This is a genomic window from Cupriavidus nantongensis (genome assembly GCF_041726985.1).
GTDB classification, from domain to species: Bacteria; Pseudomonadota; Gammaproteobacteria; order Burkholderiales; family Burkholderiaceae; genus Cupriavidus; species Cupriavidus nantongensis_A.
Map to the genome: position 1 here is coordinate 488,943 of NZ_CP168302.1, position 13,557 is coordinate 502,499.

The following is a 13,557-nucleotide window of genomic DNA, read 5'->3' on the forward strand; positions in this document are numbered from 1 at the left end:
TCGCTGGCAAGCGCCTCATACCGCGCCGGCCAGCTTCATCGCGGCGATCTGCGCGGGCGTGCGGCCCAGCCACTCGAGGATCTCCTCGGTGTGCTCGCCCAGCAGCGGCGAGCGTTCCACCTGCACCGGCGAGGCCGACAACGTGATCGGGCAACCCAGCTGCACGTAGTTGCCGCGCTGCGGGTGCTCCAGCTCGACCAGGTAGCCGCGCTGGTACAGCGACTCGTCCTCGATCAGGTCCTTCATCGACAGGATCGGGCCGCACGGCACGTCGACCTCGTTCAGCGCCGCCATCACCTCGAACTTGCTGATGCCGCGCGTCCATTTCTCGATCACGGCGAAGCAGTCGGCCAGATGCTTGAGGCGCGCTTCGGGCGTGGCGTAGTCTGGGTTGGTGATCAGGTCCTCGCGCCCGCACAGGCGCATCAGCGGCTCCCAGCCCTGCGGCTGGATGATGACGTAGACATAGTCATTGGGGCCGCCCGGGGCGCAGCGCAGCGCTGCGCCCGGCTGCCCGCCGCCCGAGGCGTTGCCCGCGCGCGGCACGTGATCGCCGAATTCTTCGTTGGGATATTCACGCAGCGGCCCGTTGGCCAGGCGCTGCTGGTCGCGCAGCTTGACCCGGCACAGGTTCAGCACCGCGTCCTGCATCGCCACTTCCACGCGCTGGCCGCGGCCGGTGTGCTCGCGATGCAGCAGCGCGGCCAGGATGCCGACCACGGCATGCACGCCGGTGCCGGAATCGCCGATCTGCGCGCCGGTCACCATGGGCACGCCGTCGGCCTCGCCGGTAGTGGAAGCCGAGCCGCCCATGCATTGCGCCACGTTCTCGTAGGCCTTGCAGTCCGCGTACGGGCCCGGGCCGAAGCCCTTGATCGAGGCATAGACCAGGCGCGGGTTCAGGTCCTGCATGTGGTCCCAGTCGAAGCCCGCGCGCGCCAGCACGCCTGGACCGAAGTTCTCGATCAGCACATCGCTGCGCTGGATCAGGTCCTCGAGCAGCGCCTTGCCTTCAGGCGTCTTCATGTTCAGCGTCAGGCTGCGCTTGTTCGAGTTGAGCATCGTGAAATACAGGCTGTCGGCGTTCGGCACGTCGCGCAGCTGGCTGCGCGTGATGTCGCCGCGTCCCGGCATCTCCACCTTGATCACGTCCGCGCCCAGCCACGCCATCAACTGCGTCGCCGACGGGCCCGCCTGGACGTGGGTCATGTCCAGGATGCGCACTCCTTGCAGGGCTTTGGTTTCCATTGCGAAGGGTCTCCTCTTCCGCTATTTGTAGTCTCTGATGACATACGGTATGTGATATATCAGAAGAGAGCAAGAGGAGTTTGGTGCTTTCGAGGCAAATATCGACGATGCGACGCAGCACGCGCGGCCGATCCAGTCAAGGAAAGCATAAGAGCGGGCGTTTTCAGCGCTGTGCTGGCATAAAGGCCGAACCGCGTTTCACATTGATATATCACACACCATTTAGCGAAATGTCCTTCGCATGCATGGCGCGGCCCAAAAGCAAAGCGGCGGACCGAAGTCCGCCGCTTTCTATAACCTCGTCCTGGCTGCTTCAGTCCAGGAAATCGCAGTGCTTCTCGACGTAGTCGGCGAGGTCCAGGGAGTGCTGGCGCACCAGCCGCTCCGCCAGTTCAGTGTCCCGCCTTTCCAGCGCCTCGATGATGCGCAGGTGGTCGACGATCGAGCGCGCCGCGCGGTCGCTCTGCGAAATGGTCATCTTCCGGATCGCGCGCACATGGATAAAGATGTTGCGGATCGTGTCCATGATGATCTGCGACTTGGACAGCTGCACGATCGCCTGGTGGAACGCGATATTGGCGTCGGAATACTCTTCGATGTGTTCGGCCGGGGTCGAGTCGCGGAAGCTGTCGAACATGCTGCGCAGCTGCGCAATCTCGGCGTCGGTAGCGTTCTCGGTGGCCAGCCGGGCTGCCATGCTTTCGAGCGCGGCCCACATCTGGATCATCTCGACGATCTCGCGCTTGGTCTTGCGCATGATGTAGATGCCGCGCCGTGGCACGGTGCGCAGGAAGCCTTCCTGCTCCAGCAGCGTCATGGCCTCGCGGATCGGCGTGCGGCTCACGCCCATGGCCTCGCTCAGCACCCGCTCATCCAGCCGGATCTCGTCGCGCGACTGGTAGATGTCGGCGTCGGCGATGGCCTGGCGCAGCATGGCGTAGGCCTGGTCGCGCAGACTGGCGCCGGCGTTGATCGGTTGTACCGACAGGGACAGCCCGTTGGGCTGGACGATGGATTGGCTTTGCGCAGACATGAATGTGCTCGTGTGAGACCGGCGGCCGGGCGGCCGGAATGGCTGCCCGCCGCATTGCTGCACAGCTTAGCAAAAACGCCTGACCCATTATGAAAACGCATCAAACGATGCGCGCTCCACATGCATCGGCACAAAAGCGGTGCGCGGCCTGTCGTATATGGTATATCACAATCGCCCTGCCTTCCGGCTTTGCGAGCCGGGCAAGCGTCACGTTGCGTGCCCGGCTCGCGCTGCGGAGAACGCCGGACCCCGTCGGCGTCCCGTGCTCCTCAGGCGGCCAGCTTCGCCATCGCGTCGCGCTGCTTGATCAGCCCGAGCACCGCATCGCACATCGGCGTCGGCTCGCCCACCAGCCGCCCCATTTCCTGCACCACGGTCAGCAGCGGGTCGATTTCCATGGCCCGCCCCGCCTCCAGGTCCTGCAGCATCGAGGTCTTGTGCGCGCCCACGGCGCCGGCGCCGTCGATGCGCCGCTCTACGTCGACGCGGAACTTCACCCCGAAGCGCTGGGCGATGCCTTGCGCCTCCACCATCATCTGGCGCGACAGCGCACGCGTGGCGGGGTCGGCGGTGATGACGTCGAGCGTGGCGTGGGTCAGCGCGCTGATCGGGTTGAAGCACAGGTTGCCCCACAGCTTGAGCCAGATCTCGTCGCGGATGTTGTCGCGCACGGGTGCATCCAGGTCCGCGGCCATCATCATTTCGCTGAGCCGGGTCACACGCGCGGAGCGGCTGCCGTCCGGCTCGCCCAACGGGAACTTCTTGCCGTAGACATGCTTGATCACGCCAGGCGCGACGATTTCGGCAGCGGGATAGACCACGCAGCCGATGGCCCGCTCCGGCCCCAGGCGCTGCCACTGGCGCCCGCCGGGATCGACGCTTTCCAGCGTGCGGCCGGCCAGCTCGCCGCCATGCTTGTAGAAGTACCAGTAAGGAATGCCATTGACGCCGGTCACGATCGCGGTGTCCGGCCCGAGCAGCGGCTGCATCTGGTCCACCACGCCGGGCACCGAATGCGCCTTGAGGGTGATGAACACGTAGTCCTGATGCCCGAGCTCACGCGGATCGCTGGTGCAGCGCACCTTCGCCATCCGCTCCTCGCCATCGATCAGCAGCTTGACGCCGTGCTCCTGCATCGCCGCGAGGTGGGGTCCGCGCGCGACGAAGCTGACCTCGGCCCCCGCGCGCGCCAGCTGCGCCCCGACATAGCCGCCGATGGCACCGGCGCCGTAGATACAGACTTTCATATGCTGCCTCCTTGATGGCTCGATTGGGATCTTTTGATATATCACATACTATATTCCATGCCGGCACATGGCAACCTGCACCGTAATCTCGTCGAACCCGCCTTCATCTTTCTGTGACACGCTGCGCGCGGCCAAGCGGCGCTGCGCTAACATGAAGCCTGCATGCGCCCTCCCATCACTCCGGAGCCTCCATGGAAGCGACGTTGGCATTGCTGCAGGATCCCGCCGCCTGGGCGGCACTGGCCACGCTGGTGGCGATGGAAATCGTGCTGGGGATCGATAACCTGATCTTCATCTCGATCCTGACCAACAAGCTGCCCGCGGAGATGCGGGAGAAGGCCCGCAAGATCGGCATCAGCCTGGCGCTGCTGCTGCGCCTGGGACTGCTGGCGACCATCGCCTTTATCGTCACGCTGACCCAGCCGCTCTTCACCGTGCTCGGCCATGGCCTGTCGTGGCGCGACCTGATCCTGATCGCGGGCGGCGGCTTCCTGGTGTGGAAGGCCACGCGCGAAATCCATCACCACGTCACCGCCGCCGAGGAAGGCGAGGAAAGCGGCACGACCCAGGCGGTGCACAGCTTTGCCGCCGCCATCGGCCAGATCCTGGTGCTGGACCTGGTGTTTTCGATCGACAGCATCATCACCGCGGTCGGCATGACCGAACACGTGCAGATCATGTTCGTGGCCGTGATCGCGGCGGTGATGGCGATGCTGTTCGCGGCGACGCCGCTGGCCAACTTCATCAACCGCAACCCGACCATCGTGATGCTGGCGCTGGCCTTCCTGATGATGATCGGCATGACGCTGATCGCCGAAGGCCTCGGCACGCACGTGCCCAAGGGCTACATCTATACGGCGATGGCGTTCTCGGCCGCGGTCGAGGGGCTGAACATGCTGGCACGGCAACGGCGCCGGCAGCGCCGCGCCGCGCGGGAGGCAAGCGAGCTGCGCGAGTTGCAGTGAGGCGCCGGCGCCACCCGCTGTAACAGAGGGTGTCCGAACTTTTCCGCGGCGCCGGCGTCTTTTACAGTTCTGCACAATCCCGGACAATAAAAGGACGCTTTCACCACATGATGAATCGCCGAACCCTGCTGGTCTCCGCCACCGCCTCTGCCGCGCTTGCCGCCCTCGGCATTACCCCATCGGTGCTGGCAGCCAGCCGGATCAAGCTAGGCGAGGCCCAGCCGTTCGGCTTCGACGCCTTGATCGAGCGCGCCCGCGGACTGGCCGCCAAGCCTTACGCGCCGCCGCCCGCCCCGCCTGCCGACGTGCTGTCGCGCATCGACTACGACGCCCACGGCAAGATCCGCTTCCGTACCGAGGACGCGCTCTTTGCCAGCGGCCCGGGTCAGTTCCCGGTCACGTTCTTCCACCTCGGCACCTACTTCCGCAGCCCGGTGCGCATGCATGTGATCGAGCGCGCCAAAGGCGGCACCGGCAAGGCCCGCGAGATCGTCTACGACGATGCCTACTTCGACATGCCGGCCGACAGCCCCGCGCACAAGCTGCCGCCGGGCAGCGGCTTTGCCGGCTTCCGCTTCCAGGAAAGCCGCCTGGGCGACCAGAAAACCCGCGACTGGCGCAAGAACGACTGGGTGGCCTTCCTCGGCGCCTCGTATTTCCGCGCCATCGGCGAGCTGTACCAGTACGGCCTGTCCGCGCGCGGCATCGCCATCGACGTGGCCGAGGCCGGCAAGCAGGAAGAATTCCCGGCCTTCACCCACTTCTGGTTCGAAACCCCCGAGGGCAACAGCGACACCGTCACGGTCTACGCCCTGCTGGATGGACCGAGCATCTCCGGCGCGTACCGCTTCGTCATGCAGCGCGCCAAGGCCGTGATCATGGATGTCGAATGCGTGCTGTTCCTGCGCAAGGACGTGGCGCGGCTGGGGCTGGCGCCGCTGACCTCGATGTACTGGTTCTCCGAAAGCATCAAGGGGACCGCGGTCGACTGGCGCCCCGAAGTGCACGACTCCGACGGCCTGGCGCTGTGGAACGGCGCCGGCGAGCATATCTGGCGCCCGCTGAACAACCCCCCGCAGACCACGGCGTCGGCCTTCTCTGACGACAACCCGAAGGGCTTCGGGCTGCTGCAGCGCGACCGCCTGTTCGACCATTACCAGGATGGCGTCAACTACGAACGCCGTCCGAGCCTGTGGGTGGAGCCGCGCGACGGCTGGGGCGCCGGCTCGGTGCAGCTGGTGGAGCTGCGCACTGACGACGAGATCCACGACAACATCGTCGCCATGTGGGTGCCGAAGGCGCCGGCCAAGGCCGGCAACACCTACCGGCTGCGTTACCGGCTGCACTGGGCGGCCGACGAACCCTACCCGTCGCCGCTGGCGCGCTGCCTGGCCACGCGCCTGGGCAACGGCGGCCAGCCCGGCCAGCCGCGGCCCAAGGGGGTGCGCAAGTTCATGGTCGAGTTCAAGGGCGCGCCGCTGGAGAAACTGCCGTTCGGCGTCAAGCCCGAAGCGGTGCTGACCGCCTCGCGCGGCACCTTTTCCTATGTCTTCACCGAAGCCGTGCCCAACGGCGTGGCCGGCCACTGGCGCGCCCAGTTCGACCTGACCACCGATGGCACCCAGCCGGTCGACCTGCGGCTGTTCCTGCGCCTGAACGGCAAGCCCTTGTCGGAAACCTGGCTGTACCAGTACCACCCGTTCCAGTCGCCGGCGGGCTGACGCCCCTTTCGATCACCGAGCCGCGCGGGGCTGGCGCCGGGCCAGCCCTTTACACCTTATTGCGACACCGTGATGTCAGGCGGGCGCGAGCGGGTATGATGGCTGGCTACGACAGTTCCACCGCATCCGCCAGCCTCACATGATTTCTCAAGAGTTCGCCGGCGCCGCCGAGGGCGGCCAGGCTGCATCGCTCCCGCGCTCGGAGCGCGCCTACCAGCAGCTGCGCGCCGCCATCCAGGCCGGCCAGCTTTCCCCCGGCACCCGGCTGCGCGAGGTGGAACTGGCCGAATCGCTGGGGTTGTCGCGCACGCCGGTGCGTGAAGCGCTGTCCAGGCTGGAATCCGAGGGCCTGGTCGTCAACGAGCCCAATCGCGGCATGATGGTGACGCAGCTCGACGCCAGCATGGTCAGCGAGCTGTACGTGATGCGCGAAGTGCTGGAAGGCACCGCCGCCGCGCTGGCCGCGCGCCACGCCACCGACGTCGAGATCTCGCTGCTGCGCGATATCGTCGAGCGCGACCTCGCCATCGCCGACGACCCCGACCGGCTCGCGCTGAACAACCGGCTGTTCCATGAAACCCTGCACCGCTGCGCCCACAACCGCTACCTGCTGAAGACGCTGCGCTCGCTGCACGAGTCGATGGCGCTGCTGGGCCGCACGACGCTGGCGGTGCCGGGGCGCGCGCGCAGTTCATACGAAGAGCACATCTCGCTGGTCGAAGCACTGGAACAGCGCGATCCGACGCTGGCCGAGCAGATCGCGCGCCGGCATATCCAGCAGGCCTATAAGGTGCGGCTGTCGCTGTGGATCCAGGAGCAGTCGGGTAGCTGAGGCCCGCCCCAACCCCGCGGCGCGTTCAGGCCGCCTGGGTCCGCGCCGTGCGCAGCGTGCCCAGGCTCAGCACCAGCAGCGCCGCCAGGATCAGCACCACCGCGCCCAGCGTCTGCGGCGCGATCTGTTCGCCGCCCAGCCACGCGCCCATGGCCAGCGCCACCGGCGGATTCACGTAGACATAGCTCGCCGCCAGGGTCTGGCTCACCGTCGAGACCAGGTACATGTAGGCGGAGAACGCGACCAGCGACCCCGCCACCACCAGGTAGACCCAGGCCCAGCCGGCCTGGGCGCTGACGGAAGACGGCCACGGCTCCTGCCGCAGCAGCGACAGCGCCATCAGCACCGCGCCGCCGATCACCATCTCCGCGGCAAACGCCGCCGCTCCCGGCGGCAAGTCCAGCCGGCGCGCCAGTTGCGAGCCGAAGGACCAGCTCGCCACCGCCAGCAGCAGCGCCACCACGCCGCCCGTGCTGACCTGGAACTCCGCGCCCGCGGTCAGCACCAGGATGCCTGCGCTGCCGATGGCAATCGCCACATACTCATACCACTTCGGCCGGTTGCCGAAGCACGCGCCCCAGATCAGCGCGAAGATTGGCATTGACCCGATCATCACCGTGGTGGCGCCTGAGGAAATGGTCTGCTCGGCAATGGCCGTCAGACCCATGCCGCCCACCAGCAGAAACAGCGCCGGCACCGCGCAATGGCGCAATTGCCGCGCCGACGGCATCGGCGTGCCGCGCCAGGCCAGCCACGCGGCCAGCAACAGGCCCGCGCAAAGGAAGCGCGTGCCCATCATGAACAGCGGCGGAAAGCTCTCCAGCGTAAAGCGGATTGCCAGGTAGGTCGTGCCCCACACCACATAGGTGATCAACAGGCACAGGAGCACGAGCGGGGACATGAGCGGACGCGCGGATGAGGTTCGGGAAAGGCATCCAAGATAGCCGCGTCCGCCGACGCGGCAAAACGAAAAGCGCTGGCAAGCCTTGTGAACGTTGCTCACAAAGCACTCCACCGCCACAGGCACAACAAAACCGGCCGCGTTTCACCCGGGTGGGCGCACGTATGGCCGGTTCTTCAACGCAGCCCTGGGGGGCCGCAACTACCGTACTGCGGGTGCCAGCGATCAGCCGTTGGCGTAGACCACCTTGGCCTTGCGGGCCTGGCTTTGCAGGCGCTCGATCACCGATTGCACGGTGGCGATGGCGCGCTTGACGTCGTGGGCGAAGCCCAGGCCTTGCGTGCCGAGCTCGCGCTCGATGAGTTGGCGTTCCAGTTGATCGGTCAGCTTGATATCGGATTGGGTGTTCATGGCGTCCTTCCTTTCGGGATTACCCTTATGGGGTTTTCCCTGATTGTAGCAAAAGAATTGTCGCAATGCAGCATTAGGTGAAAGTACGTATGCTGGGACACCACAAGCTGTGCCAGATGAATTACCTCTCCATGGGTTGTGTGCCGGTTAAGACGGAGATCCGAGTGCTGGATCTCCGGATTCCTGGCATCAGGCCAGCCTCGTTCCTGTCACGCGGGCCAACTCGCTCAGCAACCGCTCTTGAAATTTCCTGTCGCGGACGACAGCGTGCGGCTCCTGCAGCCGCTGGTGGTACCAATACCCGCCGCTGGTCAGCGCCCGCGGATCGTTGCTGGTTGCCAGCCACTCCTGGGTCAGATGTCCCAGTCGAAGGTCGTCCGGCGCATTCGCGCCGCCCATCTTGGTGGGAACCCAGCCCGGATCGACTGCGTTGCTGTACACGTCTGGCCACAGCCGCGCCACGGCAGCCGCCAGGGTCGTGATGAAAAGCTTGCTTTCCGAATAGGCAGCTGTCCCGGTACGCCCGGACCAGTCGATGCCGTCAAGACTCACCCGGGCGCCTTTGTGCATGCTGCTGCTCAAGTAGATCAGCCGCCGGGGGCGCCGGATCAGTGCGGTAAGCAGGTACGGCGCGACGACGTTCACAACCAGGACGTCGCGCCCGGAGAGGATCCCCGCGTTGTGGATCACCGCGTCCATCGTGCCAATGGCGTTGACCTGACGGGCCAGGTCCCGTGTCTGCTCCAGGTCGGAAAGATCGCCGATCGTTGCGATGGCGCCCTGCTCCACCAGCTCCCTGACGGCAGGCAGCCGCGCCTGGGAGCGAACGTGCACCACGACCTCATGCCCGTCGCCGAGCAGCGTCCGCGCCGCCGCATGGCCGAGACCGTCGGACGAGCCAGTGATGAAGATGCGGGACCTTCGTCCAGGGCTTCGTTGAGCGGGCGTCATGGCGGGCTTTTTCGTCGGACCGGATGGGGATTGCGCCATCGCCGCAGCGACGGTCAGCAGCGGCGCCACGACCAGGCTGGCGCCCAGTTGCGCACCGTTCAGAATGAGTTTGCGACGGTCCATGGCGCCCCCGGCTTAGCATGAATTTTTTTGAAACAGGCGAATCACTCAAGTGTTGCCACGTAGGGCTGAGAGTCAAGGGGGCACCCCGAAGTCAATGCGCCCTGCCGGACGCAACCCAAAAAAAACCGCTGCACATGGCAGCGGTTTCTTGATGTGACGGTTTAGTATCAGGGCCGGATCACCACCTGCGGACTGATCACGATCGCCGGCTCAGGGTAGTAGACGGCGCCGGGCGGGTGGTAAGCGGCCGGGCGGTCCTTGCACTTGCGCTCTTCCTTGAACTCACCGCTCTTTTCCCACTTGCGCTCGACCTTGCAGCGCCCGTCCCAGTACTCCTCCTTGTAGTCGCCGCCCTTGTGCTTCCTGCCGTAGCCATGGCCAGACTCGTCTTTCCACGGGTCGGCCTGCACGGAGAACGATGCGGTGCCCAGCACGATGGGCAATACCAGCAGAGCAACAGTGGAGCGGAACATGGGAGACCCGATATGTGTACGTAGTTAATGTGAGGCTAGCACACCATGACGCGGGCAACTGTATCAAACCAGTTACCAGCGTAACGCTGCCCGCCCGGGAGCGCGCGTCACTTCGACACGAAGCGCGCCGTGACGGTCTTGCCATCCGCAAAGCGGATCGTCGCCACCAGCTTCGAGCCGGCCTGGAGCTGAACCTTGTCGGCCGCGACCAGCGCATTGTCCGCGCCCGGGTTCAGCGCCGTTTCGGTCTTGCGGGTGCCGGTCAGCACCGTCAGCTTGCCGCTGGCACCGGCCACGGGCAGCTTCCTGTCATGGTCGTCGACATAAATCGTGACCGCGCCATCCCGGTTGACCAGTTCGAACTGCAGGTCGCTGGCGACCTGGACAATGCCGCCGTATTGCGCGGGCTTGGCGCCGTGCGCCATGGCCACGCCGGAAAACCCGCACAGTGCGAGACTGCCGGCAAACACCATGGCCGAGATCTGTTTCTTCATCGCTTACTCCGTTGCTGCAGCGGCTTGCGGGCGCCGCTGCCAAAGCCCTGAATCAATACGTATCCTCCGACCGCTGCGACAGGATCCGCTGCAGCGGACGGCGCCCGAACAGCCAGAACGCCAGCGGCGTCAGCATGGAATCGAGCAGCGTCGAACTGACCAGCCCGCCGAAGATCACCACCGCCACGGGATGCAGGATCTCCTTGCCGGGCGCATCGGCCGACACCAGCAAGGGCACCAGCGCGAACGCCGCGACCAGCGCCGTCATCAGCACCGGCGTCAGCCGCTCGAGCGAGCCGCGCACGATCATCGGGATGCCGAAGGTCTCGCCTTCGAAGCGGCACAGGTTGATGTAGTGGCTGACCTTCAGGATGCCGTTGCGCGTGGCAATGCCGGTCAGCGTGATAAAGCCCACCATCGACGCCACCGACAGGCTCAGCCCCGCCAGCCACATCGCGATCACGCTGCCGATCAAGGCGAACGGGATATTGGCCATGATCACCAGCGTCAGGGTCGCGGAGCGGTAGCGCGAGTAAAGCACCAGGTAGATCAGCGCCAGCGACACCAGCGACAGCAGCACGATGCGCCGCGTGGCCTGCTCCTGCGCCTGGAACTGGCCCTCGATGCTGACGAAATAGCCACCGGGCAGCCCGGCGCGCGCCGCCGCTTCGCGCACCGCGCCGACGATCTTCGACATATCGGAGCCGTCGGTATTGGCGTAGACCACGATGCGGCGCCGGCCGTTCTCGCGTCCGATCTGGTTGGGGCCGTCGCCCTCCTCCACGCTGGCGATGGCGGATAGCGGCACCGCGCCGCGCGGCGAATCCAGCATGACCCGGGACAGGTCCTGCGGCGTACGGCCGCTATCGGGCAGGCGCACCACCAGGTCGTGGCGGCGCACGCCATCGATCAGCTGCGTGACGCGCGTGCCGTCGGACAAGGTCTGCAGCGCCTTCAGCGCCTCGCCGGCCGGAATGCCGTACTGCGCGGCCTTGCGATAGTCGAGCCGCACATTGACCTGCGGAATCAGCACCTGGCGCTCGACCGTGATATCGACCAGGCCGGGGATCGTGGCCAGGCGCCCGCGCACGTTCTCCGCCAGGCCGCGCAGCGTATCGAGATCGTCGCCATAGATCTTCAGCGCGATCTGCGCCCGCACGCCGGACAGCAGGTGATCGAGCCGGTGCGAAATCGGCTGGCCGATCGCCACCGACGCCGGCAGGCCGGCAAGCTGCGCGCGGATGGCGGCCATCACCTGCTCCCGGCCGCGGGCGGAAGGCTTCAGGTCGATGTCGATCTCGGACGCATGCACGCCTTCGGCATGTTCGTCCAGTTCGGCGCGGCCGGTGCGGCGGCCCACCCGTGTCACTTCCGGAACCTGCCGGATCAGCGTTTCCGCCAGCGCGCCGATGCGGTTGGCTTCGGCCAGCGAGGTGCCGGGATTGAGCATCAGCGACATCACCATCGAACCCTCGTTGAAGCCCGGCAGGAAGGCCCGCGGCAGCCACGGCACGGTGGCGGCCGCCAGCACCACCGCGACCGCGGCCACCGATAGCACGGCCCGCGCGCGCGGGAACGACCAGTCCAGGATGCGGGCATCGGCCCGCTTGAGCCACGCCACCAGCGGGCTGTCCGGATGTTCCAGCCGCTTCATCCGCGGCAGCAGGTAGTACGACAGCACCGGCGTCACCGTCATCGACACCAGCATCGATGCCAGGATCGACACGATGTAGGCGATCCCCAGCGGCGCGAACAGCCGCCCTTCGATGCCCGGCAGCGCAAACAGCGGCACGAACACCAGCACCACCACCAGCGTGGCATAGACGATGCCGGAGCGCACTTCGACCGAGGCGCGCCAGATCGTCTCCAGCACCGATGGCGGGTCGTCCATGGCGGCGCGCTGCCGCAGCCGGCGCTGGATGTTCTCGACGTCGACGATGGCATCGTCGACCAGTTCGCCGATGGCGATAGCCAGGCCGCCCAGCGTCATCACGTTGATCGACTGGCCCAGCAGGTGGAAGGCCAGCGCGGACACGGCCAGCGACAGCGGTATCGCCACCAGCGAGATCGCGGTGGTGCGCGCGCTCAGCAGGAAGGCGAACAGGATCACCGTCACCATGATGGCCCCGTCGCGCAGCGCCTCGACCACGTTGCCGATCGAGGCCTCGATAAAGTCGGCCTGGCGGAACAGCACCTGCGGCGCGGACAAACCCTGCGGCAGCCCCTGCTTCAGCTCGCCCAGCGCGGCTTCCAGGTCGTGCGTCAGGCGCACAGTGTCGGCCGCGGGCTGCTTCTGCACGCTGACGATCACCGCCGGCTTGCCGTTGAAGCCGGCGTCGCCGCGCTTGAGCGCCGCGGCGTAGCGCACATTGGCCACCTGCTCCAGCAGCACCGGCACGCCGTCCTTGTAGGCAACCGCAACGCCCTTGAGGTCGTCGACCCGGTTGGTGCGGCCGAGGTTGCGGATCAGGTATTCGCGTCCGTTCAGGTCGATGAAGCCGCCACTGGTATTGGCGGCGAAGTCGCGCAGGGCACCCTGCACCTGTGCCAGCGCCACGCCGAATTGCGCCATGCGCGCGGTATCGGGCTCGACTCGAAGTTGCCGCACCTCGCCGCCGATCGGGATCACCTGCGACACGCCGGGCACCGACAGCAGGCGCGGACGCAGCACGAAGTCGGCGTACTCGCGCGCCTGCATCGGGCTGGCGCGGGCCGGGTCGATCGGCAAGGCGATCAGCATGATCTCGCCCATGATCGACGAGACTGGCCCGAGGATGGGCGTGAGCCCGCCCGGCAACTGCTCTTTCACCAGCGCCAGCCGCTCCGACACGAGCTGGCGGTTGCGGTAGATATCGCTGCCCCAGTCGAACTCGGCGTAGACGATGGACAGGCCGACGCCAGACACCGAGCGGACCCGCGTGACGCCGGGCATGCCGTTCAGCGCGGTCTCGATCGGGAACGACACCAGCAGCTCGACTTCCTGCGGCGCCATGCCCCCCGCTTCGGTGATCACGGTCACGAGCGGCTTGTTCAGGTCCGGGAACACATCGACCGGCGTGCGCCATGCGGTGAGCCCGCCGTAGACCATCAGGATCAGGGCGACGGCCAGTACCAGCAGCCGGTTGCCGAGGCTGGCGCGAACGGTCCAGTTGAACATG

12 protein-coding genes are annotated in these 13,557 nt (G+C 66.5%); 3 read left to right on the forward strand and 9 right to left on the reverse strand.

Annotated features, from left to right (window positions below):
* Nucleotides 1–15: 15 nt before the first annotated feature.
* From frc to ACEI37_RS02010, 3 genes are all read right to left on the reverse strand, one after another.
* A complete protein-coding gene (frc, locus tag ACEI37_RS02000; protein ID WP_373377084.1) occupies nt 16–1,248 on the reverse strand; it encodes a formyl-CoA transferase in 1,233 nt (410 codons plus the stop codon).
* A gap of 313 nt (nt 1,249–1,561) precedes the next feature.
* Complete coding sequence (locus ACEI37_RS02005) at nt 1,562–2,281, reverse strand: GntR family transcriptional regulator (RefSeq protein WP_012356329.1); 720 nt, start codon at nt 2,279–2,281, stop codon at nt 1,562–1,564.
* 269 nt (nt 2,282–2,550) lie between these two features.
* The gene (locus ACEI37_RS02010; RefSeq protein WP_373377085.1) at nt 2,551–3,528 is read right to left on the reverse strand and encodes a 2-dehydropantoate 2-reductase; all 978 of its coding nucleotides are present in this window, start codon (nt 3,526–3,528) and stop codon (nt 2,551–2,553) included.
* Between the two features lie 191 nt (nt 3,529–3,719).
* On the opposite strand from ACEI37_RS02010, the gene ACEI37_RS02015 reads away from it, so the two are divergent.
* From ACEI37_RS02015 to ACEI37_RS02025, 3 genes are all read left to right on the forward strand, one after another.
* Nucleotides 3,720–4,493 (forward strand): TerC family protein, encoded by a 774-nt coding sequence (locus ACEI37_RS02015; protein WP_373377086.1) that lies wholly within the window; start codon nt 3,720–3,722, stop codon nt 4,491–4,493.
* Between the two features lie 107 nt (nt 4,494–4,600).
* On the forward strand, nt 4,601–6,214 hold the full coding sequence (locus ACEI37_RS02020) for a glucan biosynthesis protein (protein ID WP_373377087.1): 1,614 nt from the start codon (nt 4,601–4,603) through the stop codon (nt 6,212–6,214).
* 139 nt (nt 6,215–6,353) lie between these two features.
* Nucleotides 6,354–7,046 (forward strand): GntR family transcriptional regulator, encoded by a 693-nt coding sequence (locus tag ACEI37_RS02025; RefSeq protein ID WP_373377088.1) that lies wholly within the window; start codon nt 6,354–6,356, stop codon nt 7,044–7,046.
* 25 nt (nt 7,047–7,071) lie between these two features.
* Here ACEI37_RS02025 and yedA read toward each other — a convergent pair whose 3' ends face one another.
* From yedA to ACEI37_RS02055, 6 genes are all read right to left on the reverse strand, one after another.
* Complete coding sequence (yedA, locus tag ACEI37_RS02030) at nt 7,072–7,947, reverse strand: drug/metabolite exporter YedA (protein ID WP_373377089.1); 876 nt, start codon at nt 7,945–7,947, stop codon at nt 7,072–7,074.
* A gap of 225 nt (nt 7,948–8,172) precedes the next feature.
* Complete coding sequence (locus ACEI37_RS02035) at nt 8,173–8,358, reverse strand: hypothetical protein (RefSeq protein ID WP_373377090.1); 186 nt, start codon at nt 8,356–8,358, stop codon at nt 8,173–8,175.
* Nucleotides 8,359–8,547: 189 nt separating this feature from the next.
* A complete protein-coding gene (locus ACEI37_RS02040) occupies nt 8,548–9,432 on the reverse strand; it encodes an SDR family NAD(P)-dependent oxidoreductase (protein WP_373377091.1) in 885 nt (294 codons plus the stop codon).
* A 167-nt stretch (nt 9,433–9,599) separates the two neighbouring features.
* Nucleotides 9,600–9,905: a hypothetical protein gene (locus tag ACEI37_RS02045; RefSeq protein ID WP_373377092.1), complete on the reverse strand. Its 306-nt coding sequence runs from the start codon at nt 9,903–9,905 to the stop codon at nt 9,600–9,602.
* A 107-nt stretch (nt 9,906–10,012) separates the two neighbouring features.
* Nucleotides 10,013–10,399: a hypothetical protein gene (locus tag ACEI37_RS02050; protein ID WP_373377093.1), complete on the reverse strand. Its 387-nt coding sequence runs from the start codon at nt 10,397–10,399 to the stop codon at nt 10,013–10,015.
* 52 nt (nt 10,400–10,451) lie between these two features.
* Complete coding sequence (locus ACEI37_RS02055) at nt 10,452–13,556, reverse strand: efflux RND transporter permease subunit (RefSeq protein ID WP_373377094.1); 3,105 nt, start codon at nt 13,554–13,556, stop codon at nt 10,452–10,454.
* Nucleotide 13,557: the final 1 nt, after the last annotated feature.

Bases quoted from the DNA above. Each gene is read 5' to 3' on its own strand.
- ACEI37_RS02055 (WP_373377094.1), bottom strand. From the start codon at position 13,556: ATGTTCAACTGGACCGTTCGCGCCAGCCTCGGCAACCGGCTGCTGGTA.
- ACEI37_RS02025 (WP_373377088.1), top strand. From the start codon at position 6,354: ATGATTTCTCAAGAGTTCGCCGGCGCCGCCGAGGGCGGCCAGGCTGCA.
- ACEI37_RS02015 (WP_373377086.1), top strand. From the start codon at position 3,720: ATGGAAGCGACGTTGGCATTGCTGCAGGATCCCGCCGCCTGGGCGGCA.
- ACEI37_RS02050 (WP_373377093.1), bottom strand. From the start codon at position 10,399: ATGAAGAAACAGATCTCGGCCATGGTGTTTGCCGGCAGTCTCGCACTG.
- ACEI37_RS02040 (WP_373377091.1), bottom strand. From the start codon at position 9,432: ATGGACCGTCGCAAACTCATTCTGAACGGTGCGCAACTGGGCGCCAGC.
- yedA (WP_373377089.1), bottom strand. From the start codon at position 7,947: ATGTCCCCGCTCGTGCTCCTGTGCCTGTTGATCACCTATGTGGTGTGG.
- ACEI37_RS02020 (WP_373377087.1), top strand. From the start codon at position 4,601: ATGATGAATCGCCGAACCCTGCTGGTCTCCGCCACCGCCTCTGCCGCG.
- ACEI37_RS02045 (WP_373377092.1), bottom strand. From the start codon at position 9,905: ATGTTCCGCTCCACTGTTGCTCTGCTGGTATTGCCCATCGTGCTGGGC.
- frc (WP_373377084.1), bottom strand. From the start codon at position 1,248: ATGGAAACCAAAGCCCTGCAAGGAGTGCGCATCCTGGACATGACCCAC.
- ACEI37_RS02035 (WP_373377090.1), bottom strand. From the start codon at position 8,358: ATGAACACCCAATCCGATATCAAGCTGACCGATCAACTGGAACGCCAA.
- ACEI37_RS02005 (WP_012356329.1), bottom strand. From the start codon at position 2,281: ATGTCTGCGCAAAGCCAATCCATCGTCCAGCCCAACGGGCTGTCCCTG.
- ACEI37_RS02010 (WP_373377085.1), bottom strand. From the start codon at position 3,528: ATGAAAGTCTGTATCTACGGCGCCGGTGCCATCGGCGGCTATGTCGGG.